The organism is Streptomyces sp. NBC_01335, from assembly GCF_035953295.1.
GTDB lineage: Bacteria > Actinomycetota > Actinomycetes > Streptomycetales > Streptomycetaceae > Streptomyces.
The window spans coordinates 998,330-1,024,878 of the sequence record NZ_CP108370.1; the positions used below are offsets into that span (position 1 = coordinate 998,330).

A 26,549-nucleotide genomic window follows, 5' to 3' on the forward strand; every position below is an offset into this window, starting at 1 on the left:
GGAAGTACGCCGGTGCCCGAGGGGCACGGGCGACGCTCAAGCGGTACAGGGAGACCTTGATGTGGCTAATCCCAGCCGACACGGCTGCGGTTGCGGTTGCGGTAAACGTGCTTGCCGGGCCTCGCGGCGGGGTGGACCCCGGCGGTCGCGGCACCGGCGTGGGCGCATGAGCCGCGGGATGGAGAAGTGGGGCCACGGGGCCGTCGGCCGGGTCGTCACCTGGCCGGCACCGGACGCGTACGTCATGGTCGAGGGGGTCCTGCTGCGGATGTCGATGGACGCACCGGGGATGGCGCCGGGCGCGGAGGTCGTCGTGCGCCACGACCCCGAACGGAATCGGCTCCGCGCCCACGCGGCGACGGCGGGCCGCCCGGACCGGGGCGGGGCGTGCGGCGATGAGTGAGCCCGGCTTCGGACTGGCCGAGGGCTACGACGAGCGGCAGCCCGTGGTCCTGCTCCTCGACACTTCGGCGTCCATGGGACGCCCGGCCGAGAACCCCCGGATACGCGAGCTCAGCGAGGCACTGACCGGCTGGTTCGAAGGAATCCGGAGGGAGCCGAGGCTGAGGGCGCGGGTGGAGGTGTGCCTGATCACCTTCGACTCCCGGGTGCGGGTCTACGACCCGGACCGGAAGCGACTGGTCCCCGTCGGTGAAGCCCCGCCGGACCGGCTGTTCGTGCCGGTGGACGAGGTGCGCCCACCGCGACTGGAGGCGTTCGGGCTCACCCGGATGACAGAGGCCGTCGAGACCGGGCTCGATCTGGCCCGGGAGCGCTACAGGACGCTCCAGGGACGGCACGTCCAGGTGCGCAGGCCGTTCCTGTGGGTACTGACGGACGGGGCGCCGAGCGACGGCGACGGGGAGCCGATGGCGCCGGCCGCCCTGGCCGGTACGGCACAGAGGGTGCGCCGGGGCGAGGAACGGGGCGAATGCGTGCTCCAGGCGATCGGGGTACGCGGTGCCGATCTGGAGCTGCTGGAGGTCCTGGCCCCCCGGGGGGCCTTCATGCTCGAGGACATGACTTTCGAGCAGATCCTCGACATTCTCTTCAAGAGCTCCGACGCGTCGGGCCCGCTCCAGGCCGTCGACGAGATCCAGAGCCAGACGGACCAGCTCGTGCAGTGGCAACGACGCCTGCGGCAGCTTGAGGACAGGCACCGGTGATCGTGGCGGGGGCCGTCGTCCAGGGCACCGCGCACCTGGCCCGGGGCCAGGGCTGCCAGGACGCCTTCAGGGCGGTCGACCTGGGCGCGTCGGCGGTGCTGGCGGTCGCGGACGGCGCCGGCGGCCAGGAGCGCAGCGCGCTCGGCGCGCACATCGCCGTGGACGCGGCCTGCCGCGCCCTGGCGGAGGACATACCGGATGCCGGGGACGGTCCGGAGGTCTGGACAGAGTGGACGGCCAAGGCCGGCGCCAGGGTGATGAGGGACTACCGGCGGTCCGTGCAGGGCGTGTTGTCGGCGGACGGGCCGGGCGCGCCGGAGGGGGCCCGCGCCCTCGCCGCCACGCTGGCCGCGGCGGTCGTACGGCCGCCCTGGGTGGCCTTCCTCGCGGTCGGCGACTGCTTCGGGACGTTACTCACCCGCGGGCCCGTCGGCCCGGGTCCGGTTCGCGAGGCACGAGACCGGTGCCACCTGGTCCTGCCGCCGCCCTCTCCCGGCGCGGCGGAGACGGTCTTCCTCTCTTCGCCCGGGGCTGGTCTGCGGATCCGGTCGTTCGTGGTCTGGGAACCGCAGCTGAGCGGTGTCGTGCTCGCCACCGACGGCTGTGTCCCCCTCACCCTCGACCATCCCTCCGTACGTCGGCTGCCGCCCGAGGCAGGGCCCTTGCCCTCCGAACGGTTCTTCTGCGGGCTGGCGGCGACGTTGCGCGCCAACGGCGGTGACGCCGCGCCCCTGCACGCACTGCTCTCCGGACCGGAGGCGGCACGGTCCGGCGACGACCTGACCGTGCTGTGCGCCCTGACGGAAGGCGGGTGACGGTGGCCCTCACGGCGGTGTCCGACAGCGGACGCACTTGGCACCTCACCCAGCAGGTCGGCAGCGGCTCGGAGGGAGTCGTCTACCTGGTGGACGACGAGCGGCCGCTGGTGGTCAAGCTCGTCCTCGACCCGCCCGATCCCGCCGCCTACCGGCGCCGCGTCGTCCGGCTGGTGCGGCGCCGCCGACTGCCGCGCGCCGTCCGGGTCCTTTCCGCGACACCCGCCCGGGTCGCGTGGCCGATGGCCCCGGTCCGGGCGGGCGGCCCGGGTGACGACGGAATGGACGGCTACCTGATGACCGACATGCGCCACACCCACCAGCCGTTCACCCGTCTGCTGACCCCGCGGGCCGGCCGCACCTTCTTCCCGGGAGCCACGTGGGCCACCGCGCTCGCGGCCTCCCTCTCGCTCGCACGTCTCCTCGCGGATCTGCACACCGAGGGCTACGTGGTGGGCGACCTGAAACCGGACAACCTCTGGGTCGACGCGCGCGGCAGGGCCGGCATCGCCGACGTGGACTCCTGGCAGTTCACCGACGGGGGAGAGCTCTTTCCCGGACGGATGAGCAGCCCGGGCCACACGGCACCCGAGCGGATCGCCGCCCCCGGCACCGCGCCCGACCGGGCGTCCGACGACTTCGTCCTCGCGGTCCTGGTCCACCAGTTGCTGATGTGCGGGCTTCACCCGTTCGCCGGGCACCCCGGGGCGGGCGGCGATTACCTCTCGTACGACGACAACGTCCTGCACGGCAGGTGCCGCCTGCTCGACCGCGCCTCGGTGGTCCTGCCTCGCTCCGCGCCACCCGTCGACCTGCTCCCGAGGCGCCTCACAGCCCTCTTCCGGGCCGCGTTCGGCGGGGTCCGGCCCGCCGCGTCGGTCTGGGCCGAGGCGCTGGCCGCGGAGTCGGACCCGGCCCGGCTGCGGACCTGCCGGAAGAACGTCCTGCACGTGCATACGGCGGAGCGCCCCTGGTGCCCCTGGTGCGACCTCGCCGATCGCGGGGCGGACGACCGTGAGCCGCTCACTGCTTCGGACCCGTCGCCGCGCACGGACGGCGCGCGGAACCTCGCGGACGCGAGCGAGGAAAAGGACACCGAGGAGGACACCGCATGAAGGAGACGAGAGGGCTCTCGGTGGCGCGGACGCTCGACCGCTGCACCGTCCTGGGGCCGGGGACCAGAGCCGTGATCTGGGTGCAGGGCTGCCCGCTGCGCTGCCAGGGCTGCGTAGCGGCGGAGACACTGCCCTTCGAAGGGGGCGACGAGCACAGCGTGGATCAACTCGCCGACTGGCTCTGCGGGTTGCCCGATGTCGAGGGAGTGACGCTCTCCGGCGGCGAGCCCTTCGCCCAGGCCGGACCGCTGGCCTCGCTGATCGACGCCGTCCGGGTGCGGCGTCCGGATTTCGGCGCGATGGCGTACTCCGGGTTCCGGTATGAGGCCCTGCTGCGGGGCGACCCGGACCGGCGCGCGCTACTGCGCCGCCTCGATCTCCTCGTCGACGGTCCGTACGTGGCCTCCGCGCGGCACGGCCTGCGCTGGCGCGGCTCGTCCAACCAGCGCGTCATCGCGCTCACCGGACGCCACGACCACCTGGAGACAGGGCCCGACACCAGTGCGGGCGTCGAACTGTCCGTGGCGGCCGACGGATCGCTGTCCTGGGCAGGGGTGCCGCCCACTCCCGGCTTCCGGGAGTCATTCGAGAAGCGACTCGCGGCACGGGGCTTCGTCCTGCGCGCCGAGGTACGGAGGAAAGCATGAGCGGATCACCGAAGTACAGCGCCGTCACCGTGGCGCCGGCCTACGCGCGGATCGAAGCGGAGCGGCGCCGCGCCCGCGAGGCGGCACGTCGGCGGCGGGAGGCGGAGCGCGCCGCGGAACGGACCCGGCGAGCCGCCGAGCGGGCCCGTGAAGTGGCAGCGCGCCGGGAGTTGGCCAGGGCTGAGGCTGAGCGCAGGAGAGCGCGGCTGGACCATCAGCGGGAGGAGCACCGGCGTTCCCACGCGGCCATGGTGCGTCAGGAGCAGGCCGACGCCGATGTGCGCGGGCTGACCGAGGTACGCGAACTGCTCGGCCGGGTCCGCGCGGAGGACTCCGAGGTGCGGGAACTGCGGCAGCGGCTGGATCTTCTTCTGGGCCGCGCCGGCCGGGCCGAGGACCTGGGCGGGGCGATCGAGGAGCTGCGGGGCCGGGTCGTCCTGCTCGGACGCGAAGGGGACTCCGGCGTCCGCAGCGACGGCCACGGAACTGTCCTGGCCGGCCTGGAGGAACGGCTCGCCCGGCTCGGACGGGAAGCCCGGGAACAGGATCCTCAGGGGCACCGGCGCTGCCGCGACCTCCTCGACGAGCTGCGTGCCTCGGCCGGGCAGGGTGCGGAGACCAGGTTCCAGGCGCTGCTCGGAACCGCGGAGCACGCCCTCGTACGGTTCGCCACGACCGCCGCCGACCGGGCCGCGGAGAGGCGGCACGAGGCGGCGCGGGCGCGGGAGGCCCGTCGGCTGGAGGAGGTACGCGCCGCCGAGCGGGAGGCGGCACGTCAGGCTGCGCTGGATGCCGGACAGGAACGCCTGGCCGCAGAGCTCAGCGAGGTGAGGGACCGCCTCGGCGTCGTGGCGGGAGCGGTGGGCGAAGCAGCGGCCGAGGCCAGAGCGCTCGACGGCGCCGAACTCGCCGAGCGGATTGAGGAGGCGCTCAACGCCGTCACCACCCCGCTCGCGGCGGGGGCGGTGGCAGAGGCGCTGACGGCGGTCGCGGCGCTGGAGGACCTGCTCGCCGGCACCGAAGTGCTGCTGGACGAGATGTATGTGGCGGACAGGCGCCGCATGGACCTGGCGCAGGCCCTGCAGGATGCCATGATCGGCGAGGGCTTCGCCTTCACGGGCGGAGAGCAGCGGGCCGGAAGCCTGCTGCTCAGCTTCGAGCGTCCGAGCGGAGCGACCTACCGGACCACGATCACCACGGAGGACCGGGGCGCCCCCGTCCTCGTCTACCAGGTCGACGGCGAACCGGACGTCACCATCCCGCCGGATCCTGAGAGCGCTCGGTGCGACCGCACGGAAGACCTCCTGGAGCGGGTGCACGAGGCGATCGTCGAAGGGCGTGGGTTCGTCCCCGGAGAGCTCACCTGGCAGGGCAAACCGCGTCGGCCGGACGGAGGGCCCCAGGCCGCTGCGGACTGGACGTGGACCCGGTGACCACTGCGGACTGGGCGAAGAGGGAGAACAGCGGCGCCGGACCGGGCAGTCCGCCGGACCGGGGCCGCCGGGGCGCACCCGCCGCCGGCGGCGCTCCGGCCACCGCGGACGCCATGATGCCGCTGTGGGCGGTGTCCCTCGGCTGGGAGCTCGGACGGGGCCGCCAGGTGATCCTGAACGGGCAGATCCGGGACCGGTGGTGGCTGGCCGACCGGCCCGCCTCCTTCCGCGAGGTGATCGCCGGCCTGCTGCGGATGCGCGGGGCGGAGGTCGTCGGCTGGTGGGACCCGGTGGGCGGGCTCACCTTTCCGCTGCCGGGTGACGGACGGCGCTTCGAGGAGCTGCGCGAGGCGCGCCCCTCGGGGCCGGACGGCGCCTCCGCGGCAGCCGGTACGGAGCCGGACGGTACGGGGCCGCACGCGCCGCAGGACTACGGGTCCTCACCGGCGCCGCCCGGTGGTCCGGGGGACGTGGAGGCCGGCGTGTCCCGCCGGGGTGAGCGGGAGAGGAGCCGGGAGCGACTGCTGGCGCCGAGGCGGGCGGGCACGCCCCGCGCCTTCGAGGACGTCGTCGCCACCGTGCACCGCTTGGTGTCCTCGCCCGACGCGGCCACCGCCTTCGTCTTCGAGGACGTCGACCACCACCTGCCGCCCGGGCAGCCCGAATCGCATCTGGGCTACCTGAGGCTGCGCGCCGCGATGACGGACGCCGTGACCCCGAGGAGCGCCGTCGGCCCGGCACCGCACGCACGCAACGCGGTGCTGTGTGCGGTGGGTGACGTCGGACGGCTGCCCGGCTGGTTCCACCTGGAGGACCCGAGGATCGCCGCACTGCACATCGGCCCGCCCGACCCCAGTGAGCGGCGTCTCTGGCTCACCTGGCTGCTGCGGCACTTCAACGGGGCGAAGGACGCCACACGCGCCGATCTGGAGGCGCTCGTGGGATCCACCGACGGGATGGCGGCCTGGGACATCGAGTCCCTGGCCCGGACCTCCTGGCTGCGCGACGCTCCGCTGCGGAAACCGGACAAGCTGATGGAAGTCCACCGGCTCAACGTGAGCGTCGACCCGTGGACCCAGCTCGACCGGGCCACCGTCGCGGGCGCCGCCGGGGCTCTGGGAGCCCGGGTGGTCGGCCAGTCCACGGCGGTGAACGCAGTCGCGTCGGCTCTCCAGTCCGCCTTCGTGGGTGTCGACTTCGGCAGTTCGGGTACTGCCCGCCCCCGTGGCGCCTTCTTCTTCGTCGGACCCACCGGCGTAGGGAAAACCGAACTCGCCAAGGCTGTCGCCGAGTTGATGTTCGGAGACCAGAGCGCCTACGCCCGCTTCGACATGAGCGAGTACCAGCAGGAGCACGCTGCCGAGCGCCTGGCCGGCGCGCCGCCTGGCTTCATCGGCCACGAGCAGGGCGGCGAGCTGACCCGCCGGGTCCAGGAACGGCCGTTCAGCGTGCTGCTCTTCGACGAGATCGAGAAGGCCCACCCCAAGGTGCTGGACAAGTTCCTGCAGATCCTGGAGGACGGCCGCCTCACCGACGGGCGCGGCCAGACCGCCTACTTCTCCCAGTGCTTGATCATCTTCACCTCCAACACCGGCGCGGAGCAGGTCCAGAACCTTCTGGAGGAGAGCGACGAAGAACTCTCGTATCCCCGGCTGGAAGCGCATTTCACCCGGGCGGTGGAGGAGAAGTTCCGAGAGATCGGCAGGCCGGAGATCTACGGCCGGCTCAAGCCCGGAGTGGTGGTCTTCGACATGCTGCGCGACGAGCACGTCGTCAGGATCGCCGAGCGGCTGCTGCGCCAGCTGGTGGAGTCCGTCCACGAACGCCACCGCGTGGAACTGGTGCCCGACACGGACACCCTGCACCCGTGGATCACGAAGCGGATGTCGGAGCCCGGGCACCAGGCGTACGGCGGTCGGCAGATCCGCAACGAACTGGAACTGGTGCGATCGGCCGTCGTCGGGCATCTGCTGGCACACCGCCCCGAGCCCGGCAGCCGGATCAGGGTCGGTGTCGGTGCCGACGACGCCGCGTGGGTCACCGTCGACGGCTCGGCACCGTCCGAGGACGGAAGGAGCACGGAGGCATGATCGCCATCGATCTGGGTCACCGTTTCGGACGCCTCGCGCGGGTCGGCCCCGACGGCGCCCAGGAAGTGACCACGACCGGGTTCGTCGGCGCGGACGGGGTGCTCGATCCGGGCCGGGCGCTGCCCCAGGTGATCGGGGCGGCCACGGACGCCCATGGGGTGGAGCCGGACGGAACGGCCTTCATCGGACTCGCGCTGTCGGGTGGGCGGGAGGACGAGCTCAGGTACGCGGTGGAGCGCGCCGGCCTCAGAGTGGGGCGCGCGGTGCCCGATCCCGTGGCCGTGGCCCTGCACTACGGGGCCGTCGCGGAGGGGGTGGACCATACGGTCCTGGTCTGCGACCAGGGGGCGACGACCCTGGACCTGAGCGTCCTGTCCATCACCCCCGACCTCACCGTGCGCATGGTCAGCGGACGCAGCCTTCCCCTCGGCGGCAGTGACTGGGACGCTGCGGTCGCCGACTCTCTCGCCGGCCGTCTGCCGGACGGTGCCGACCCGCTCCGGGCGGCGGAGGGCCTACGACGGGGGTACGGCGACGGGGCGGACGTGACCGAAGTCGTGGACACGTCGGGCGGCCGGCACTCGCTGACCCTCGACCGGACCGGCTTCGAGCGGGCGGTCGCGCCGCTGCGGGAGCGCATGCTCGAAGCCGTCGCGGAAGAACTCACCGCCGCGCGACCGGGCGTGGACACCGTGCTGCTGGCGGGCGGCATGTGCGCCGCGCCAGGACTGCGGGGCCGGATCGAGGCCCTACCGGCCGCGCGGGGTCTGACGGTGCGCCGTGACCGCCCCGAACTGGCAGTCGTGCTCGGTCTGCTGGCGCTGAACGACTTCGGTGTCCTGCGCGTGGTCTCCCGCCCCACCGCGGAGCCGGAGCGGGCGCAGGCGTGGTACCCCGGTGCGGGCTCCGGGTACCCGCGCATCCGGAGCCCGCATCCCACCCCGGCCCCGCGCCCCGCGGGCGCGGAGCCCTTCGACGCCGGCCCGGGCCCCGTGTCCGCCGACGCGGTGGAGGATCCGGAGCCCCGGGCCGGACGCTCCCCGTCCGAGGACCCCGTACCGCGCTCGTGGCAACGCGGCGGGGCGGCCGTCCGGGATGCGGAGGCGCCGCAAGCCGGACGTGCCGGGCAGCGGGAGGACTCCGAGCCGTCCACCGCACCGCCAGGGCCGCCCCCCGGGCCCGGATTCTCCCCGGATCCCGAGGCCGCCCCGGAGCCCCAGGCCGCCCCGGAGCCCGAGGCCGCCCGGCCCTCCGGCGCCGGACACACCGGCGCCTCCGCCGACGCCGCTGCCCCAGGACGCGCGCAGCCGCCGGGGACACCCCGGCCGAGCACCGCCCGCGCCGGTTCCATGCCCGGCGCCGAGGACTCGTTCCCACCGCGGGCCACTCCGGTCAGCGATCCGTACGACGCCGCGGGGGAGGCTCCGGCGGTGTCGTTCGTCGATCCGCGCCCCCGGTTCGCGGTTCCCGTGGACCAGCTCCAGGCCGTCCGGCGCGGGAGCCATCTCCTCGTGCTGTGGGCCTGGCCCGACGGAGCCCTGAGCGCACGGGTGCGCTGGTCCCGGGAGGGAAGCACCGCCGCGTCCGGTGACGGGGACGTGGTGTGCCGCCGCCGGGCCTACGAGCACGACGGAGGGTTCGAACTGGCCGTCGGTCCCGGGGCTGTGGTCCTCACTGTGGAGGCATTGGTCCCGGAGCTCGACGAGTTCGCCGAGGACACGTCCCCGCTGCTCGTCCCGGCCGCCCCGACGGTCGTGGTGTACGAGCCGAGCGTGCGACGGCGCCTCAGGGGCCGGGTGGCGTCGGTCGTGTTCACCACCGAGTCCGGCTGCCGGCTGCCCGGTCTCCGTATCGTCCACGGACTCGGACGCTTCCGCCCCACCAGCACCGCCGAGGGCACCGTCCTGCACGAGGTGCCCGCGCAGCGGCTGTCCGCCGGCGCCCCCCTGACCGTGGAGTTCGCTCTGCCCGCCACCCGCGGTCCGTCCTGGCTGGTCTGCTTCCCGGCGGACGCGGACGCGGGCACCGACTCCGGCATCGAGATCCGCCCGTCGGCACTGCACAGATTGCGAGTCACCTGATGGCCAGAGCGCTCATCTGCCCCTACTGCTACGAGGGCTTCGCCGCGAGAGAGATCCTCTTCCGCTGCAACGCCCGTCTCAGCAAAGCGGGCAAGCAGTGCCCGCGCAGCCGCGACCAGGTGCTCGACCAGCGGAAGGGACCGCGCCCCAGCCACGACCTCGGCCCGGTCTTCGCCGCGGACGGCCGGAAGTCCTCGGCGATCTGCCCGGACTGCGAGGGGGAGACCAACTACCGGATATGCCCGGTGTGCCACTCCGCGCTGCCCGTCCAGTTCGGCATGGTGGACAACCGCCTGATCGCCATGGTCGGGCCGAAGGCGTCCGGCAAGACCGTCTACATGACGGTGCTGCTCCACGAGGTCCGCCACCGGGTCGGTGAGGCGTTCGGGGCCTCCCTGATGGGCTCGGACGACGCGACGATGCAGCGCTTCAGTTCCGACTACGAGGAACGTCTCTACCAGGACAACCAGATGTTCCCGCCCACCTCGCCCGCCTCCACCACCCTCAACCGGGTGGACCCGCTGGTCTTCCGGTTCGGCATGCGCCGGCGGACCCTGCTCGGTGAACGCCCGCAGCACACCGTGCTGTCCTTCTTCGACACCGCCGGCGAGGACTTCAGCTCCCAGGAGAACATCGAGCTGAACACCCGCTACCTGGCCGGAGCCGACGGCATAGTCCTGCTGCTCGATCCCCTCCAGATGCCGGGCGCCCGCGGCCACGCCCTGCCCGGCACCATGCTGCCGGGCTCGGAGGCACTGGACCCGCCCGGGAACGTCCTTTCCCGGGTGACCACCATGCTGCTGGCCGCCCGCGCCGGCCGGCCCGCGCAGCGGATCGACACCCCGATCGCCGTCGTCTTCTCGAAGATCGACGCCTTCTGGCACCACCTCGATCCCGGAAGTCCCCTGCGCGACCACGCGCCCCTGACGGGCCGCTTCGACGTGAACGACAGCCTGAGCGTGCACGAGGAGGTGCGCCGGCTCCTCAAGGAGTGGGACGGCGTGCCGATCGACCAGCTCCTGGACATCCACTACACCCGCTACCGGTACTTCGGAGTGTCGGCCCTCGGCCGCAACCCCACCCCCGAAGCCAGGGTCGCCGCCACCGGTATCCAGCCCTCCCGGGTGGCCGACCCCTTGTTGTGGCTGCTGAGCGAATTCGGCTCGGTGCCCAAGGAAGGACGCGGGTGACCGGCTTTCAGCAGCTCTACTACACCTCCTGCGAGCACGGGCTCAGCCGCTTCTCGGGGTTCCAGTTCAACGCCGTCAGCGCGGGCGTCACCTTCGAGACCCGCCAGGCCGTCGAAGCCCTGGCCGGGTACGAGCCACCGCGGTACCTGACGGAGTCGGACACACCGGAGCTGCTGGAGCGGTGCCCTGTCAACCTCTGCTACCGGCCCCACGACCCGCAGGGGCGCAGCGCCACCACGCTGTGCGTACGGTACGTGGGCCGGGACTCGGCCCGTCGCTTCGGCAACTACTTCGCCCACGCATTGCACAGCGAGGACTTCCCCGCGGCCGGGGGCGGGATGCTCGGGATCGAACTGTGGAACTCCCCGGTGTGGACCAGCACGGTGTCACCCAGCACGGACATCCCGGAGCTGACGGCGCCCGCGCCCGGCCCGCTCGACGCCCGCGCGGTGAGCGAGTTCCTGCGCGGCCACCCTCACGCGGCCCGGCTGCCGGACCTGCTGTCAGCCGTGTTCGCCGCGCTCGGCGAGAACGGATCGGTGGTGGTGATCGAGCGTACGACCGAGCGGATCGCGCACTGGTTCGCCGCGGTCTCCTACCTGATGCCGCCCCCGCTCGCCCGTGGGCTCTCCTTCGCCACCTACGTGCTGCGTCCCGCTCGCAGCCGGTTGCACTTGATCGGCACCGTTCCGGAGGCACAGCTGGCCTTCGGGCCGGACGACGAGGCGGCCTACACCGTCTTCGACTTCGCGCGCGGTGTCTTCCCCGAGATGCATGTCGGCGCCGCGGTCCGTCTCCTCACCCGGATCGGCGCCGGTTCCATCCGCCCCGTCTGGTCCTGGACGGCGGACTACGCCCGAGGCGGGGAGAAGGCGCCGGAGGAGTGGCACGCGCCGGTCGCCGCTGCGGCAGCCTCCGGCGGCATGCCGCTCACCGCGGCCGACGCCGACGCGGTGATCGACTGGCTGGCCGGCGCGGACCACCTGGGAGCACGCCGGGCAGCCGTGGCGGCGGACATCCACCGCGAGCACCGGGACCTGGACGAGCGCCGGCTGATCGTGCTCAGCGCGGCCGCGAAGGCCGGCGGTGACGACGCGGTCCAGCAGGAGATCGAGGGGAAACTGCACGGCTCGCGCATGCGGGCCTACCTCGACGCCGGCACCGGCGCCCTCGAGCCCGTGCCGATCACCGACCCGACGGCACGCGAGCGGGCCACCGTCCTGTGGGGACGACTTCTGACGGAGGTACGGACCGCCCGCGAGCGGACCCGTCTGCTGCTTTGGGCCCTCGGCGCCGGGCTCCCGGTGCCACCGGAGATCATGGTGCGCGAGACACGCGTGCTGGCCCGCACGCTGCTCGGCTCCGCCGCGCCCGCCCCCGGGTTCCGGCACGAGGTGGCCGAGCTCCTGCGTGAGCTGCCCGCCATGAGGGAATCCCTGGCCGCGGCGGTCGAGGAGGCGCTCCGGGAACGCGTCGGCCAGGAACAACTTCTCTCGCAGTTCCCCTCCGACCTCCTGCGCGAAGAGGACCTGGCGGGCCGCCCTCTGCTTCTGGAACACCATCTGCGGGCGAGGGCCGAACGCGACCCCGCGAACACGGTGCCCCTCATGATCAAAATCTTGGGGGTCCGGCAGCGCGCGTCGCCGGACGAGGAACTGCTCCGCGGTCTGTGGCGAGCGCCCTCACGGACCTGGACCCACCGGGAAGCGGCCCTGATCGCCCGGGAGCTGCCGGTTTCGACGCCGGTGGACGCGGCGGTGGGCGAGTGGTTCGACCGCGCGCTGAGCCAGGAGGTCGAGGACGAGGAGGCGCTGGAGGACTGCCTCGACCTGTGCCGGCAGCTCGCAGCCCCGGGCCGCTCCGGCTGGCTCTCCCCGAGCGCCCGGGACCGGGTACGGATCACGCTCGGTCTCCTGCGCTCCCTCAGCGACGCCCGGGAGGCCGGCGAGCTCGTCGAGGCGTTCGCGGTTCCGGAGGCCGCCACCTGGGCGGCGCCGAGGGCGCTCAAGCGCCTTCGCATGGTGCCCGCCCTGCTGGGCCTGCCCGCCGACACCGGTCGGCTGCGCGCACTGCTGGGGAAGTTGAACCACCGCGACCTCGACCTGTACCTCTCGGGCGTGGCCCGCAGGGTGGGCAGTGGTGAGCGGATCGACGACGTCCTGCTGGGCCACGTCGCCGCCGTCGCCACTCTGCCCGACAAAGTCCCGGTCTCCCAGGCCCAGGAGGAGATGGTGATCGCGATCCGCTCCCACCCGTACCGGCACTGGAGCGCGGCCGATCTGAGCATGCTGGAGGCGGCGGTACGGCCCCATGGGGCCGACCTCGCCGACCGCTATGCCGAGAGGGCCGAGAGCCGGCGGCAGCTCGCGCCGCGTGACGCGCCGCGCAGGTTTCCGCTCTTCGGCCGCCGGGCGACAACCGCAGCCGCAGCCGCAGCCGCAACGCAGGATGATCCTCCCCGTCGGGCGGCGGCCGCAGCGCAGGAGCCTGCCCGTCGGCGGAGACCCGAGGCGACCGAACCGGACGCGACCGGACCCGCCGACCTCTCGAAGAAGAAGGACCGGTGACGTGTCGTGACTGAGATCGTCGCCTTCGTTCTCATCCCCGCACTCTTCCTTTTAGGGATCGGGCTGTTCCTGCCCCTCGTGCCGTTCATCGCCGCTCTTCGGGGCCTCGCGCTGATGATGCAGGTGCTCTCCGGCTATGGGCGCACCCTGGTCGGCGTCGTGCACCGGCGCACGCCCGAGTTCCGGACGCTGCCCCCGTACCGGCCCCAGGACGAGGCGGTGAAGGCGTACCGCAACTACTTCTACGGTCCGGCTCTCCGCGACCTGCGCCAGCTCATCACCCTGGAGAGACGGTTGTACGCCAGAACGGTCGGGGACTCCTTCCGTGCCGTGACCTCGCGCCAGTTCGTCGCACCGACGCGGCACCGGGCCTTCACCGTGCCGTACGGTCTGACGCTGTACCTGGGTCTCTGCGCGGGACTGGTTGCGGTCCTTCCGCTGCTCGTCCTGGCGCTGGTGCTGCACGCGCTTCTCCTGGCCCTGTTGACGGGCGGGGCCCGGCTCCTCGCGGGCGCGCTGCGGACCACCGACCGGTTGGCGTTGTGGACGAAGCGGCTCGGCTCGGGGATGATCTGCCCGCACTGCTTCGAACGCGTGCGATATCCGGCGTACGACTGCCCGAGCCCCACCTGCCGTCGTCGGCACACGGACATCCGGCCCGGGAGGTACGGCCTCTTCCGGCGCCGCTGCGAGTGCGGCCGCCGCATGCCGACCCTGCTGATGCTGATGGACCGGGAAACGCGGCTCCAGGGCTACTGCCGCCACCCGCACTGCGGGAAGCCGATGAACGTGGCCGGAGGCCACATGCCCGAGGTGGTGATACCGCTGATCGGCGGACAGGCGGCGGGCAAGACACAGCTGATGGCGGCCATGCTGCTGTCGCTGGAGCGCGCGGCGGCGAACGGTGGACCGGCGATCACCCTCGCGGACGACGAGTCGGACGCCAACTACCAGGTGCTGCGGGAAGTGCTGCGGATGCGCGGACACACCCGCGCCACCCAGAAGACGCTGCCGAGGGCGCACTCGTTCGTCCTCGGCGCCGGCCGCTCCCAGCGGCTGGTCCACCTCTTCGACACGGCCGGTGAGCGGTTCGTCGACCGCGACGAAACCGACGCGCTGCGCTACGCGCAGGCCGCGCGCACCTTCGTCTTCGTCCTCGACCCGATGGCGGTCAAGGCGTTCTGGACCCGGCTGGACCCTTCACCCGGCCCTCTCCTGGACCGCACCCTGGGCTCCACGGTCGATCCCGAGGAGGTCTTTGCCCGGTCGGTCCAGGCCGTGGCCGCGATGGGTGCTCCGCTCCGGCGCTCCCGACTGGCGGTCTCCATCAGCAAGATGGACCTGCTCGCCGAACACGGCCTGGTACCGGCCGGGCCCGACAGCGACGACGCCCGGGCATGGCTGGTCGAAGGGCTCGGTCTGCACAGCCTCGTGCGGGCCATGGAACTGAACTTCCGGGAAGTCCGCTTCTTCGGCACCGCCGCCGTGACGGACGAGCACGCGGATGTGCACAGCAGCGTCGTACGGCTGTCCGACTGGTCCCTGCGAGGGGTCGGCGGCAGGCCACGCGCCCTGCGGCAAGGGTGAGCGGGTGCGAGCCGCGGACCGGCCGATTTCCACGGCGTTCGCACCGCCGGGCAGCCCATCCGTCCTCGTGCACGCCGGTGCCGTCCCCGCCCCCGGCCGAAGCGCGGTCGGCCGGATGCGGTACGAAGTCGTATGTGAACGAAGAGACCCGACCCGCGACCGTTCGCGTGTTCATCGCCCTCGCCCCGCCCGACCACGCCAAGGAGGAGCTCGCCCGGGAGCTGCGCCCCGCCTACGGCACGCATCCGCGGATGCGGTGGAACCGCGTCGAGGACTGGCACATCACCCTGGCGTTCCTCGGTGAGCTCCCGGTGGAGACGGTTCCTGCGCTGCGCCCGCTCCTCGCGGGCCTCGCGGCGGCCCACCGGGCGCCCCGGCTGGCGCTGCGGGGCAGCGGGAGCTTCGACGACCGGGTGCTGTGGAGCGGGATCGGCGGGGATCTCGACGAGCTGCACGGGCTCGCCGCCGACGTGCGGACGGCTGTCCGGGAGCACGGTGTCGACTTCGTGGAGCGGATCTTCCGTCCCCATCTGACCCTGGCCCGCGCCCGTCGGGGCGACCTGACCTCGGCGGGCGAGATCGCGGCGGGGCTCGCCGGGTTCAGCGGCGGCGAGTGGCTCGCGGCCCGTCTGCATCTGGTCGGCAGCAACGTGGGCCGCAGCAGCGGGCCGATCCACTACCGCGACATCGAGGCATGGCCCCTGGGCGACGGGCGGGCGGCGGAGACGGCGGGGACGCCGGGCCCGCACACCGTCTGACGCACACCGCCCGACGCACCGTCCGACGCACGCCCCGGCGCCGGTGCCTCCGTAGGCCGGTGCCCCCGCGCGCCGGTGCCCCCGTGCGCCCGGGTCACCTTCGCCACTTCGAAGCGGCGCCCGGGGCGGTCCCGTAGACTTCGAACGCTCGCCGGTGACCGGTCAACGCAGCCTGTGACACCGGATGTTGATGGTGTGTCAGCAGTGGGGAACAGGACGGGCGAGACCGTTGTGAACGGTGTGGGCGGCGGGCACGGCGTGCGGGAAGCGCCGAACCCCGCCGGGCTCGTCAGTACGGGGGTACGGGACCGCTCGCGGGCCGGATCGGCGGCGCGGGGCGGCCTGTTGGGGATGGGCGTCGTTCACAAGGAGTGTGCAATGCCATCAGTCATCGTGGGCCGTACGGGCCCCTTCGCCGGCCAGAGCGTGGTGCTGGGGGCCGCGCCCCTGACGTTCGGGCGCAAGGGTGACAACGGGGTCGTGATCGTGAGCCCCAGCGCCTCCCGTCTGCACGCCGAGATCGTCAGGGAGGACGGCGTCTACGTCCTCCACGACCGCGACAGCAGGAACGGCACGTTCGTCAACGACCAGCGCGTCACCCGCCACGTGCTGCGCCCGAACGACTGCGTGCGCATCGGTGACGAAACCTTCCTCTTCGAGGCGCAGGACGTCATGGAGACGGTCATCGACCTCTCCCAGCTGCATCTCCCCCGGCTGAACGCGGCGGCGAACCCCGGCATCCTGCGGGTCACGGTCACCGGCGGCGGTCCGGTGGGGCTCGCCTTCGCACTGGCGCTGGAGGAGGCGCTGAGCGGGAGGGTGGCGATCACCGTCTACGACGGGCGGTGGACCCGCAAGGGTTCCGAGGTCGTCTGGAAGGACGAGTCCCAGGGCAACGTCCGCCGCCAGCAGGTCGTCACGGTCCAGAGCCGGCAGTACCTCGCGCTCTCCGAGGAGGTGCGCGCGGCACTGTTCGGCGACGACACCGCGTACTCGGAGATGTGGCCGGTGGGGCCGGACTCCGTCGACGGCCGCCCGCCCCGCAACATCCGGATCGCCTACATCGAGGACCGGCTCCTCGCGCTGGCGAACACGCGTCCGGCGATCCAGCTCGTACCGCACCGCTTCGACCCGGTGGAGCGGCGGAGCCGGCTCGCCCAGGAGCATGTCCTGGTGATCGGGGAGGGCGGGCGCTCCCGCACCCGCGACCACTTCGCGGACCGTTTCGGTACGGCCGACTCGTCCATCTACTCCCTCGACGGCGAGCACCTCCAGGACGTGGTGCTGGGGCTGCGGGTCAAGTCGCGGCTGTCGGACCCGATGAGTGTGCTGCTGACCGTGTCGCAGAACCGGTTCCTGCTCAACTCGCTGAGGGGCGAGGGTTTCCTGAACATGCGGCTCACCCGCGAGGAGGCCAAGGGCGTGATCGGCATCGACCCGGTCCGCCAGGTCTTCGAGGAGTGCATCGCGGCGCGTCCCTGCCTGATGAACCGCGAGGAGGACAACGAGTTCCGCTGCTCGACGCACGGGACGCTCTTCCTGCCCGCCCTGCTGCGCAGTTCGCCCCTGTGGAAGGAGATCCGGCAGGGCCTGAACCTGTTCGGGGTGGCCGAGGACGATCTCTCCGCGATCACGTCCTTCCGGCTGGACATGGTGCAGCGCCCCCGGTTCACGGCCCAGCTCAGCCGCCCGACCGCGACGACCCCGGGGACGTACGGCTTCCTGCTGGGCGATGCCGCCAACGCCATCCACTTCTGGCCCGGCCGAGGCCTCAACAGCGGTCTCGCGTCGGCTACTTCCCTCGCGCGGTCGCTCAGCCGCGCCTGGCGGGGGAAGCCGTTGCGCGACGCGGACTTCATCCGGCACGAGGCGGCGATGTCCATGCTGCAGTACCGGCACAAGAGCCGGGCCTGGAACGCCATGGTGACCACCGACGAGCAGGGCGTCACCCGTGCCATCAAGGACATCATCGCCCGCAGCACGGAAGCCGGGCGGGACACCGGGCGGGACACCGGACGGGACACCGGGCAGGGAGACGGGAGGGAGGCGGGCCGGGCGCCCGGGCGGAACGATCTCGACGAGCTGCTGGACCGCATGGCGGCGATCCGTGACCGCCTCGCTCCCCGGCTGCCCGGCATGCCCTCCGTGGAGCAGCTCCGCTCCCACCTGGCCTCGGTCGCCCCGGCCACCCTGCGCACCCTCCAGGAGAGCGGGGCCTGGGACACCCTGATCGTCGGTGGGGAGGAGGCCGACATCGACCTCTTCTACCAGTCGGACTCGCCGGTGTACGTCCCCCGGCCCGACGGTCCGCAGCCGGCAGGCGCGTATCAGGCGGGTCCGCCTCCGGCCGGCCCCCTCCCCGCCGGTGCCCGCGCCGCCGATCCCCGGGGGCTGCCCTCGGCCGGCGTCCAGTAGGGGCCCGGCTCACCTGCGCGCTCTGCCGGTGTCCGTCGGGCACCGGTGGGCGGGGCGTCGCCGTGTCAGGCGGTGCGTCCGCGCAGCCGGTGGGCGTGGGAGGGGTAGACCCCGAGCACCCGCACCTCGGAGGAGAAGAACCGCAGTTCGTTCACGGCGAGGGCGACGTGCGGCTCGTCGGGGTGGCCCTCGATCTCCACGTAGAAGCGGCTGGGGCTGAGGCCCGCGCTCATCTGGTAGCTCTCGATCTTGGTGAGGTTCACGCCGCTGGTGGCGAATCCGCCGAGCGCCTTGAAGAGCGCGCTGGGAATGTTGCGCACACAGAAGAACAGGCTGGTCATCGTGGTGCCGTCCGGGTCCGGCCAGGGGCCCGAGTCGCGGGAGAGCACCACGAAGCGGGTGGTGTTCTCGGGGTCGTCCTCGACCTCGGGGCGCAGCACGTCCAGCCCGTACAGCTCCGCCGCGGCGGGCGGGGCGAGGGCGGCGTGCCGGGGGTCGCCCAGCTCCGCCACCTCGCGGGCCGAGCCGGCGGTGTCGTCGCTGACGTGGGTGCGCCAGCCGCCCTCGCGCAGCAGCTTCCGGCACTGGCCGAGCGCGTGCACGTGACTGCGTACGCATTCCACCTGACCGAGCGAGGCGCCCGGGACGCCCATCAGGTCGAAGCGGATCGGGAGGAAGTGCTCCGCGACGATGAACAGGCCCGACTCGGGCAGCAGATGGTGCACGTCGGCGACGCGTCCCGCGGCGGAGTTGTCCACCGGGATCACCGCGACGTCGGCGTTGCCGAGCGTCACCGCGTCCAGCGCCTGCTCGAAGCCCGTGCAGGGCAGTTCACCGCAGCCCGGGAACAACGCGTGGGCGGCGGTCGCCGAGTTGGAGCCCGGTTCCCCCTGATATGCGACGATCGTCACCTTGTTTTGCCTTCCACCGTGGAGCCTTCTGTCGCGGGTGGCGGAGGTCCCTCCGCGTGACCGCATGTAAGCAGTATCAAAGTACGGGCCCGGTCCGGGCACACCGGGTGCGGGGAAGCCGTGTCCGGGCCGGGGCGGGCGCGGCCCGGGCGCGGGAACGTCCGTACGGCCGCCGCGCCGGGCTCCTCCGACTCCGTGCCACTCGGACCAATTTTTCTGAGATCCGGCCAATTCGGAGCCCATCCGGCCAACTCCCCACCATCCCCGCCGACTCCGCGCGACCCCTGCCAACCCCACCCGATCCGGCGGAAATACCGGAACCGACCAGCACGAAACCGAAGGCGAGCACAGAGGTCTCGCCCACCTCATTGACAGGGGCACGCCCCCGCGACACTCTCGGGAGAGCGCTCTCCAAGGCCGGCTACGGGAAGCCGGCCTCCTCTCAGCACCCGCCAGGAGCCCACGTGTTCAGACCACCTCACGCTGTCCTCGGCCGCCCGCGAGCCGGTCGCCGACTTGTCTCCCTCACCGCCCTCGGCGCCCTCGTCGCGTCCTCGCTCACGCTTCTCGCGGCGCCGGGCGCCACGGCCGCCGACACTCTGCTGTCCCAGGGCCGGACCGCCACCGCCTCGTCGCAGGAGGGTGACGGCTACTCCGCCGCCGCGGCCGTCGACGGCAACCTCACGGGCACCCGGTGGGCGAGCCAGTGGAGCGATCCGCAGTGGATCCAGATCGACCTCGGCGCCACCGCCAGCCTCAGCCGGGCCGTCCTGACCTGGGAGGGCGCCTACGGCAAGTCGTACGAGATCCAGGCGTCCGACAACGGCACCGACTGGCGGAGCCTGCGTACGGTCACCCAGGGCGACGGCGGCACGGACGACCTCGCCCTCTCCGGCTCCGGCCGGTACGTACGGATGCTCGGCACCCAGCGGTCCGGCGGATACGGCTACTCCCTCTGGGAGTTCCAGGTCTACGGCACCACCGGCACCACTCCCCCGCCGGCCACCGGCGGCGCCGTGAAGGTGACCGGCTCGCAGGGCAACTGGCAGTTGCAGGTGGGCGGTCAGCCGTACACCGTGAAGGGCCTGACCTGGGGCCCGTCCGTCGCCGACTCCCCGAAGTACCTGCCGGACGTGAAGTCCATGGGCGTCAACACCATCCGCACCTGGGGCACGGACGGTTCGACCAAGCCGCTGCTCGACGCGGCGGCGGCCAACGGCATCCGCATCATCAACGGCTTCTGGCTGCAGCCCGGCGGCGGCCCGGGCAGCGGCGGCTGCGTCAACTACGTCACGGACACCACCTACAAGAACAACTCCCTGGCGGAGTTCGCCAAGTGGGTGGACGCGTACAAGTCGCACCCCGCGACCCTGATGTGGAACGTCGGCAACGAGTCGGTCCTCGGGCTCCAGAACTGCTACAGCGGTACGGAGTTGGAAGCGCAGCGCAACGCGTACACCACCTTCGTCAACGACGTGGCCAAGAAGATCCACTCGATCGACCCGGACCACCCGGTGACCTCCACCGACGCGTGGACGGGCGCCTGGCCGTACTACAAGCGCAACGCGCCCGACCTCGACCTGTACGCGATGAACTCGTACGGCGACGTCTGCAACGTGCAGCGGGACTGGGTGGCGGGCGGCTACACCAAGCCCTACATCATCACCGAGACGGGCCCGGCCGGTGAGTGGGAGGTCGCGAACGACGCGAACGGCATCCCCGAGCAGAAGACCGACGTGCAGACCGCCGCGGGGTACACCAACGCGTGGAACTGCGTCACCGCCCACCGGGGTGTGGCGCTCGGCGCCACGATGTTCCACTACGGCACCGAGCACGACTTCGGCGGGATCTGGTTCAACCTGCTGCCCGGCGGGTTCAAGCGGCTCTCGTACTACGCGGTGAAGCAGGCGTACGCCGGTTCGACCGCCGGGGACAACACGCCGCCGGTGATCAGCAACATGACCGTCTCGCCGGCCTCGGCGGCGCCGGCCGGCAAGGAGTTCACCGTACGGGCCGACGTCCGCGACCCGGACAACGATCCGGTGACGTACAAGATCTTCCTCAGCGGGAACTACGCCAACGGCGACAAGGGGCTGGTGGAGGCCGCGTGGCGGTCCACCGGCAACGGCACCTTCGCCGTGACGGCGCCCGAGAAGCTGGGTGTCTGGAAGGTCTACATCCGCGCGGAGGACGGCCACGGGAACGCGGGCTTCGAGACGAAGTCGGTGAAGGTGGTGGCGCCGCCCGTCGTCGGCACCAACGTGGCGCTGAACAAGCCGACCACGGCCTCTTCCTTCCAGGCCTCGTACGGCGACTGCCCCTGCACCCCCGCCAACGCGACCGACGGCAACCCGGACACCCGGTGGGCCAGCGACTGGAGCGACCCGCAGTCCATCCAGGTCGACCTGGGTGCCGCCACCGCCCTGCGGACGCTCCAGCTCCAGTGGGACCCGGCCTTCGCCTCCTCGTACGAGGTGCAGCTCTCCGACGACGGGTCCACCTGGCGCACCGTGTACACGACCACCACCGGCAACGGTGACATCGACACCATCGCCCTCGGGCAGACCGCCCGCCACGTCCGGCTCACCCTGAAGACCCGGGGTACCGGCTGGGGCTACTCGCTCCACGAGATCGGCGTGTACGCCTGACGGACGGCGCTGCCCGCCCCCTCCTCCGTGCCGCCGGTGCCGGACCGGTACCGGCGGCATCCCACCCCCTCCAGCGGAGAGGCACTCCATGAAAGGCACCACGAGCAAGAAGGGCGCCGCGAGACGGCTCTCGGCGATCCTGGTCGGCACGGCCCTGGCCGCCACCGTCCTCGGCGTCGGTTCGACCCTGAGCGCGCTCCCGTCCGGCGCGGCGTCCACCAGCGCCGTGGCCGACGCGGGCACGGCGGTCTCGCCCCACATGGGCCACGTCGCCGCGGCGGCCTCGGCCGCTTCGGCCGACGACGTGGACGGCGACGGCTACATCCCCGCTGTCCCGCCCGTCACCGGCGTGACCCCGTCGTGGGCCACGCCCACGCCCCGCTACTTCCACGAGTTCCAGGCCAACTGTTCGGTCACCCACACCGCGCCGGACGACCCGATCGTCTTCCCCGGTCAGGCCGGCGCGTCCCACGACCACACCTTCATGGGCAACACGACGACCAACGCCCAGTCCGTGACCGCCTCGCTGTACGGCGGCAACACCACCTGCAAGGTGCCCGGCGACTCCTCGGCGTACTGGATGCCGTCCCTCTTCAAGGGCGACACCAAGATCCTCCCGATCGGTCAGCAGGTCATCTACTACAAGGCGGGTGTCACCGACTACACCAGCGTCCGTCCCTTCCCCAAGGGGCTGCGCTACGTCGTCGGCAGTCCGTTGCAGAGCGCGGAGCAGTTCCGCGCGCTCAAGGGCTGGGTGGAGGGCTGGGAGTGCGGGGAGTCCTTCGGGAACATCGACTTCCCGGCCACCTGCCCTGCGGGTAGTCAGCTCAATATCCGTATGCAGGCGCCCAGTTGCTGGGACGGTCTGCACCTGGACACGCCGAACCACCAGGCCCACATGGCGTATCCGGTCGTGAAGCCCGGCACCAACGACAACGTCTGCCCGGCCGACCACCCGGTGGCGCTGCCGATGGTCGAGTTCAAGATGGCGTTCCCCGTCAGCGGGGACATGTCGCAGGTCAGGCTGGCGAGCGGGCGCGGCTACTCGTTCCACTACGACTTCTTCAACGCGTGGAACGAGCCGACGCTCAAGGCGATGGTCGACCACTGCATCGTCGGTGGACTGCAGTGCGACGCCCGCGGCTGGGACCAGAACCACCCCGAGGCCGGTGCCGCGCTGAACGCGGACTACCGCCTGCCGTAGGAGCGCGCCGCCTCCACCCCGTAAGCTCCCGGTCCGTCCCGCTTCCGCCCCGCTGCGGGACGGACAGGGTCAAGGCGGGCCCACGCCCGCACCCCGTGAGGGCCGCCCCGGCTGCTGCCGGGACGGCCCTCATCGGCTTGCCCTCTCGTCGATGGCAGGTACGACGGCAAGTACGACGGCACGGTCCAGCGCGTCATGTGGACGGGCAGTCACAACCACACCGGTCCGGCGCTGCGCGAACGCTTCCTGACCGCCCCTGCCTCGACCGGCCCTGATCGCCCTTGCCTCGACCGGCCCCGTCTCCCCGCGCCGGCTCAGGCGGAGGCGCGCACCACGAGTTCGGGGTCGAAGATGACGGCGGTGGGCTCGGTCCGCGTGCCCTCGATCTCCTCCTGGAGCAGGCTCGCCATCCGTGCCGCCATCTCCTCCATCGGCTGCCGGACCGTGGTGAGCGGTGGTTCGGCGGCGAGCGCGGCGCTGGAGTCGTCGAACCCGACGACCGCCACGTCCTCGGGGACGCGCCGGCCGAGCTCCCGCAGGGCCTCGCAGACGCCTCGCGCCATCACGTCGTTGGCGGCGAAAACCCCGTCGATGGCGGGGTGTTCGCGCAGCAGTCGGCGGAGCGCGGCCGCCCCGCTGTCGGCGGTGAACCCGCCTTCGGCGACGGGTACGTACGGATGGCCGTGGCGCTCCATCGTCTCGCGGAACCCGGCCAGCCGGTCCTGGGCGGCCGGCAGGTCCAGCGGTCCGGTGATGGTGGCGACGCGGCGGCACCCCCTGGCCAGCAGGTGTTCGGCGGCAAGCCGGGCGCCGTCCCGGTGCGCCAGGTCCACGTAGGTCACGGGGGCGGGGACCCCGGGGCGGGCGAAGAGCACGCAGGGCAGCCGCTCGGCCGCCAGCAGGGCGGGCAGCGGGTCCTCGGCGTGCGTGGAGAAGATCAGCGCGCCGTCCGCCCGGCCCTGCCGGAGGTACTCCACCACGTCGTGCCGGGCGGCGTCCGTCTCCGCGAACATCAGCACCGGGTACATCGACCGGGGCCGCAGGAAGCCGACGACCCCGCTGACGACCCGTCCGAAGAACGGGTCGGCGAGCGCCTGGGAGGCGAAGAGGTTCTGGCCGTCCTCGGAGTCGTCCCCGGCGCCGGAGACCACGAGGGCGAGGGTCCGGGCGCGCCGGGTCACCAGGGCCCGGGCGGCGCCGTTGGGTGCGTAGCCGGTCCGCGCGATGGCGTCCCGTACCGCGTCCTGGATGGCCGGGTCGACGTTGCGGATGCCGTTGACCACGCGGGACACGGTGGCGCGGGAGACGCCCGCCTCCCGCGCGACGTCTTCGAGCCTGGGGGCGCGTCTGGTCATGCCGGTACCCTACCGGCGGTCCGCGAACGCCCGTCAGCGGTACGGGAAGCGCTCTCCGACGGGGTCCCCGTCCGCCGTGCGGGGGACCTCCACGGTGGCGGCCAGGGGCAGTCGTCCGGCGGACGGTCCCGCGTACACCTCGTACGTGCCCGGCTCGGTGAGCCACTCCGTCTTCTGCGGGGACCAGTGGTGCAGGGCGCGGTGCGGTACGCGTACGGCGGCGGTGACGGTCTCGCCGGGGCCGGCTTCGACCGAGGCGTATCCGGCCAGCCACCGTACGGGGCGTTCCACCGCCGAGCCGGGCCTGGCGAGGTACACCTGCACGACCTCCCGGCCCCGTCGGCCGCCGGTGTTGCGGAGCCGTACGGAGACCGTGAAGGCCGTCTCCTCGTCGGCCGCTTCCGTCTCCCCGGCCACGGACGCGTTCTCGTACTCCCAGGTCGTGTACCCGAGCCCGTGGCCGAACCAGTAGGCGGGCGTGCGGTGTTCGCGCAGCCACGCCCGGTGGCCGATGTGGGGGCCCTCGGCGTACCGCAGCACGCCGTCCACCGGCCGGACCGCGCGGACCGGGGCGTCGGCGAGGGTGGCGGGCCAGGTGGTCGGCAGCCGGCCGCCCGGTTCGGCGGCGCCGAACAGGACGTCGGCCAGCCCGGTCCCCGCCTCCTGCCCCGGGAACCAGGTCAGCAGGACGGCGGGGGCCGCGTCCCGCCACGGCATCTCCACCGGGCCGCCGGAGTTGACGACGACGACGGTGCGGGGCTGGGCGGCGATCACCGCGCGGACGAGTTCGTCCTGGTCGCCGGGGAGCGCGAGGGTGGTCCGGTCGTGGCCCTCCGACTCGCTGTCCTGCGTGGTGCCCACGAACACGACGGCCGCGTCGGCCGCGCGGGCCGCGTCCACCGCCTCCGCCAGGGCGGTCGCGCGGTCGGGCCTCGGGGGCGCGGCCGTCACCAGGGTGGCGCGGCCGGTCCCGTCGGCGAGTTCGCGGCGGGCCACGACCAGCACGGGCCGTCCGGCCGTGAGTCCGGTCTCGCCGTACTGGCTCGGCGGGTTGACGTGCACCACGGCCGGGTCGTCGGTCTCGCGCGGGAACACCCCGTCGACCAGTGGCGTCCCGTCGACGGTGAGGCTCATCCGGCCGAACCCCCCGACGCCGAAGGTCCAGGTGCCGCCGGTGCCGGGGAGCAGCCGGGCGCTGATCTCCACGGTGTGCGCGCCGGGGGGCAAGGGGGGTTCGATCTGGCGGCCGGACTCCCGGTGTCCGGCGTACAGTTCGGCGCCGTCCGCGCCGAGTACCCGCAGCAGCGCGCCGGGCCGGCCGTCGCGCGGGTCGTGGCACCCGGGGCCGCCGAGGAAAGGGGGTGCGCCCAGGGCGGGGCCGGGCGCGTGCACGACCCGGGTGGTGGGGGCGAGCGCGTCGCGGAGTGCGTCGAACGGGGTGGAGACGTGCCGGGGGTGGACGCCCGCGCTGCCGCCGCCCTGCACCCGGGGGTCCGCCGCCTGCGCCCCGATCACCGCGAGGGAGGTGAGCGAGTCCGGGTCCAGGGGCAGCACGCCCCGGTTGCCGAGGAGCACGCATCCGGCCGCGACCGCGCGGCGCAGCAGGACCCGGGGGTCCTCAGCGGGCGAAGGGTGCTGGGCCGGCTCCACCGCGATCGCCGGGGTCCCGGGGTCGAGTGCGCCGACCCGGTCGGCGAGCCGCAGCAGCCGGCCCACCTTGTCGTCGATCGCGGCCATGGGGACGTGTCCGTCCTCGATCGCCCGGACGAGGCCGTCGGCCCAGGGGCTCTCGGGGCCGGGCATCGCCAGGTCCAGGGCGGCGAGGGCGGCGGGCACGGTGGAGCGCACCGCGCCCCAGTCGGAGACGAGGACGCCGTCGAAGCCCCATTCCTCCTTGAGCGGCCGTGCCAGCAGCGGGCTCTCGGCCAGGGTGGTGCCGTCGACCGCGTTGTAGCCGCACATCACCACCCGTACCCCGGCGGCGCGTACGGCGGCTTCGAAGGGGACGAGGTAGACCTCGCGCAGGGTGCGCTCGTCGAGGTCGACGGAGACGGTGAGGCGGTCCGTCTCGGAGTCGTTGGCGACGTAGTGCTTGGCGGTCGCGGCGACGCCCCGCGCCTGGATGCCCCGGATCAGGGCGGCGCCGGTACGGGCGGTCAGCTCGGGGTCCTCGGAGTAGCACTCGAAGTGGCGGCCGCTCAGCGGGGACCGGTGGAGGTTGAGGGTGGGTGCCAGCACGACGTCCACGCCCTTGCGCTTCGCCTCGGCGGCGAGCAGGCCGCCCAGGCGTTCGGCCAGCTCCTCGTCCCACATCGCGCCGACGGCCGAGGCGGACGGCAGCAGCGCGGAGGTGTTCCGCTCGTCCCAGCTCTCCCCGCGTACCCCGGCCGGCCCGTCGGACATCGTCATTCCGCGCAGTCCCACGGCGGGCTCGTCGGCGGTGCGCCAGGTGGTGGCTCCGGTGAGCAGCCGTACCTTCTGGCGCGGGTCGAGCGTGTCGAGCAGCCGGTCGATCTCTTCCTGCTTCACCGAGTTCCCCCTCGTGAGGCTCCCCGCAGGGCGTGGAG

General features: G+C 72.9%; 18 protein-coding genes. 15 read left to right on the forward strand and 3 right to left on the reverse strand.

Going from position 1 to position 26,549, the window contains the following annotated elements; translation table 11 throughout:
- The first annotated feature begins 166 nt into the window (after positions 1-166).
- The 13 genes from OG599_RS04005 (at position 167) to OG599_RS04065 (ending at position 17,864) form a co-directional block, all read left to right on the forward strand.
- Positions 167-403 carry a hypothetical protein gene (locus OG599_RS04005; RefSeq protein WP_327174548.1) on the forward strand — a complete coding sequence of 79 codons (237 nt, stop codon included), beginning with the start codon at positions 167-169 and terminating at the stop codon, positions 401-403.
- On the forward strand, positions 396-1,166 hold the full coding sequence (locus OG599_RS04010; protein WP_327174549.1) for a vWA domain-containing protein: 771 nt from the start codon (positions 396-398) through the stop codon (positions 1,164-1,166). The genes OG599_RS04005 and OG599_RS04010 overlap by 8 nt, the downstream gene beginning before the upstream one ends.
- Positions 1,163-1,981 (forward strand): protein phosphatase 2C domain-containing protein, encoded by an 819-nt coding sequence (locus tag OG599_RS04015; protein WP_327174550.1) that lies wholly within the window; start codon positions 1,163-1,165, stop codon positions 1,979-1,981. Before OG599_RS04010 ends, OG599_RS04015 begins: the two co-directional genes overlap by 4 nt.
- Positions 1,978-3,096 carry a hypothetical protein gene (locus tag OG599_RS04020; protein WP_327174551.1) on the forward strand — a complete coding sequence of 373 codons (1,119 nt, stop codon included), beginning with the start codon at positions 1,978-1,980 and terminating at the stop codon, positions 3,094-3,096. The genes OG599_RS04015 and OG599_RS04020 overlap by 4 nt, the downstream gene beginning before the upstream one ends.
- Positions 3,093-3,743 carry a 4Fe-4S single cluster domain-containing protein gene (locus OG599_RS04025; protein ID WP_327174552.1) on the forward strand — a complete coding sequence of 217 codons (651 nt, stop codon included), beginning with the start codon at positions 3,093-3,095 and terminating at the stop codon, positions 3,741-3,743. The genes OG599_RS04020 and OG599_RS04025 overlap by 4 nt, the downstream gene beginning before the upstream one ends.
- Positions 3,740-5,176, forward strand: a complete 1,437-nt coding sequence (locus OG599_RS04030) for a hypothetical protein (RefSeq protein WP_327174553.1) — start codon at positions 3,740-3,742, stop codon at positions 5,174-5,176. Before OG599_RS04025 ends, OG599_RS04030 begins: the two co-directional genes overlap by 4 nt.
- Positions 5,173-7,266, forward strand: coding sequence for an AAA family ATPase (locus tag OG599_RS04035; protein WP_327174554.1), 2,094 nt, complete (start codon positions 5,173-5,175; stop codon positions 7,264-7,266). Before OG599_RS04030 ends, OG599_RS04035 begins: the two co-directional genes overlap by 4 nt.
- Positions 7,263-9,347: an Hsp70 family protein gene (locus OG599_RS04040; protein ID WP_327174555.1), complete on the forward strand. Its 2,085-nt coding sequence runs from the start codon at positions 7,263-7,265 to the stop codon at positions 9,345-9,347. The genes OG599_RS04035 and OG599_RS04040 overlap by 4 nt, the downstream gene beginning before the upstream one ends.
- Positions 9,347-10,537 carry a TRAFAC clade GTPase domain-containing protein gene (locus tag OG599_RS04045; RefSeq protein WP_327174556.1) on the forward strand — a complete coding sequence of 397 codons (1,191 nt, stop codon included), beginning with the start codon at positions 9,347-9,349 and terminating at the stop codon, positions 10,535-10,537. The genes OG599_RS04040 and OG599_RS04045 overlap by 1 nt, the downstream gene beginning before the upstream one ends.
- On the forward strand, positions 10,534-13,104 hold the full coding sequence (locus OG599_RS04050) for a GTPase-associated protein 1-related protein (protein WP_327174557.1): 2,571 nt from the start codon (positions 10,534-10,536) through the stop codon (positions 13,102-13,104). Before OG599_RS04045 ends, OG599_RS04050 begins: the two co-directional genes overlap by 4 nt.
- Before the next feature lie 6 nt (positions 13,105-13,110).
- Positions 13,111-14,691, forward strand: coding sequence for a TRAFAC clade GTPase domain-containing protein (locus OG599_RS04055; protein ID WP_327174558.1), 1,581 nt, complete (start codon positions 13,111-13,113; stop codon positions 14,689-14,691).
- 134 nt (positions 14,692-14,825) lie between these two features.
- Positions 14,826-15,449, forward strand: a complete 624-nt coding sequence (gene thpR / locus OG599_RS04060; RefSeq protein WP_327174559.1) for an RNA 2',3'-cyclic phosphodiesterase — start codon at positions 14,826-14,828, stop codon at positions 15,447-15,449.
- Positions 15,450-15,827: 378 nt separating this feature from the next.
- Complete coding sequence (locus OG599_RS04065; protein ID WP_327174560.1) at positions 15,828-17,864, forward strand: FHA domain-containing protein; 2,037 nt, start codon at positions 15,828-15,830, stop codon at positions 17,862-17,864.
- A 65-nt stretch (positions 17,865-17,929) separates the two neighbouring features.
- Here OG599_RS04065 and OG599_RS04070 read toward each other — a convergent pair whose 3' ends face one another.
- On the reverse strand, positions 17,930-18,775 hold the full coding sequence (locus tag OG599_RS04070; RefSeq protein ID WP_327174561.1) for a prephenate dehydratase: 846 nt from the start codon (positions 18,773-18,775) through the stop codon (positions 17,930-17,932).
- A gap of 464 nt (positions 18,776-19,239) precedes the next feature.
- Between OG599_RS04070 and OG599_RS04075 the strand changes: the two genes are divergently transcribed.
- Positions 19,240-21,423 (forward strand): discoidin domain-containing protein, encoded by a 2,184-nt coding sequence (locus tag OG599_RS04075; protein ID WP_327174562.1) that lies wholly within the window; start codon positions 19,240-19,242, stop codon positions 21,421-21,423.
- Between the two features lie 88 nt (positions 21,424-21,511).
- Complete coding sequence (locus OG599_RS04080) at positions 21,512-22,627, forward strand: DUF1996 domain-containing protein (RefSeq protein WP_327174563.1); 1,116 nt, start codon at positions 21,512-21,514, stop codon at positions 22,625-22,627.
- A gap of 314 nt (positions 22,628-22,941) precedes the next feature.
- Here OG599_RS04080 and OG599_RS04085 read toward each other — a convergent pair whose 3' ends face one another.
- Both OG599_RS04085 and OG599_RS04090 read right to left on the reverse strand, forming a co-directional pair.
- The gene (locus OG599_RS04085) at positions 22,942-23,982 is read right to left on the reverse strand and encodes a LacI family DNA-binding transcriptional regulator (RefSeq protein ID WP_327174564.1); all 1,041 of its coding nucleotides are present in this window, start codon (positions 23,980-23,982) and stop codon (positions 22,942-22,944) included.
- 33 nt (positions 23,983-24,015) lie between these two features.
- Positions 24,016-26,511, reverse strand: coding sequence for a glycoside hydrolase family 3 C-terminal domain-containing protein (locus OG599_RS04090; RefSeq protein WP_327174565.1), 2,496 nt, complete (start codon positions 26,509-26,511; stop codon positions 24,016-24,018).
- Positions 26,512-26,549: the final 38 nt, after the last annotated feature.

Bases quoted from the DNA above. Each gene is read 5' to 3' on its own strand.
- OG599_RS04030 (WP_327174553.1), top strand. From the start codon at position 3,740: ATGAGCGGATCACCGAAGTACAGCGCCGTCACCGTGGCGCCGGCCTAC.
- OG599_RS04085 (WP_327174564.1), bottom strand. From the start codon at position 23,982: ATGACCAGACGCGCCCCCAGGCTCGAAGACGTCGCGCGGGAGGCGGGC.
- OG599_RS04005 (WP_327174548.1), top strand. From the start codon at position 167: ATGAGCCGCGGGATGGAGAAGTGGGGCCACGGGGCCGTCGGCCGGGTC.
- OG599_RS04080 (WP_327174563.1), top strand. From the start codon at position 21,512: ATGAAAGGCACCACGAGCAAGAAGGGCGCCGCGAGACGGCTCTCGGCG.
- OG599_RS04045 (WP_327174556.1), top strand. From the start codon at position 9,347: ATGGCCAGAGCGCTCATCTGCCCCTACTGCTACGAGGGCTTCGCCGCG.
- OG599_RS04065 (WP_327174560.1), top strand. From the start codon at position 15,828: ATGCCATCAGTCATCGTGGGCCGTACGGGCCCCTTCGCCGGCCAGAGC.
- OG599_RS04040 (WP_327174555.1), top strand. From the start codon at position 7,263: ATGATCGCCATCGATCTGGGTCACCGTTTCGGACGCCTCGCGCGGGTC.
- OG599_RS04010 (WP_327174549.1), top strand. From the start codon at position 396: ATGAGTGAGCCCGGCTTCGGACTGGCCGAGGGCTACGACGAGCGGCAG.
- OG599_RS04025 (WP_327174552.1), top strand. From the start codon at position 3,093: ATGAAGGAGACGAGAGGGCTCTCGGTGGCGCGGACGCTCGACCGCTGC.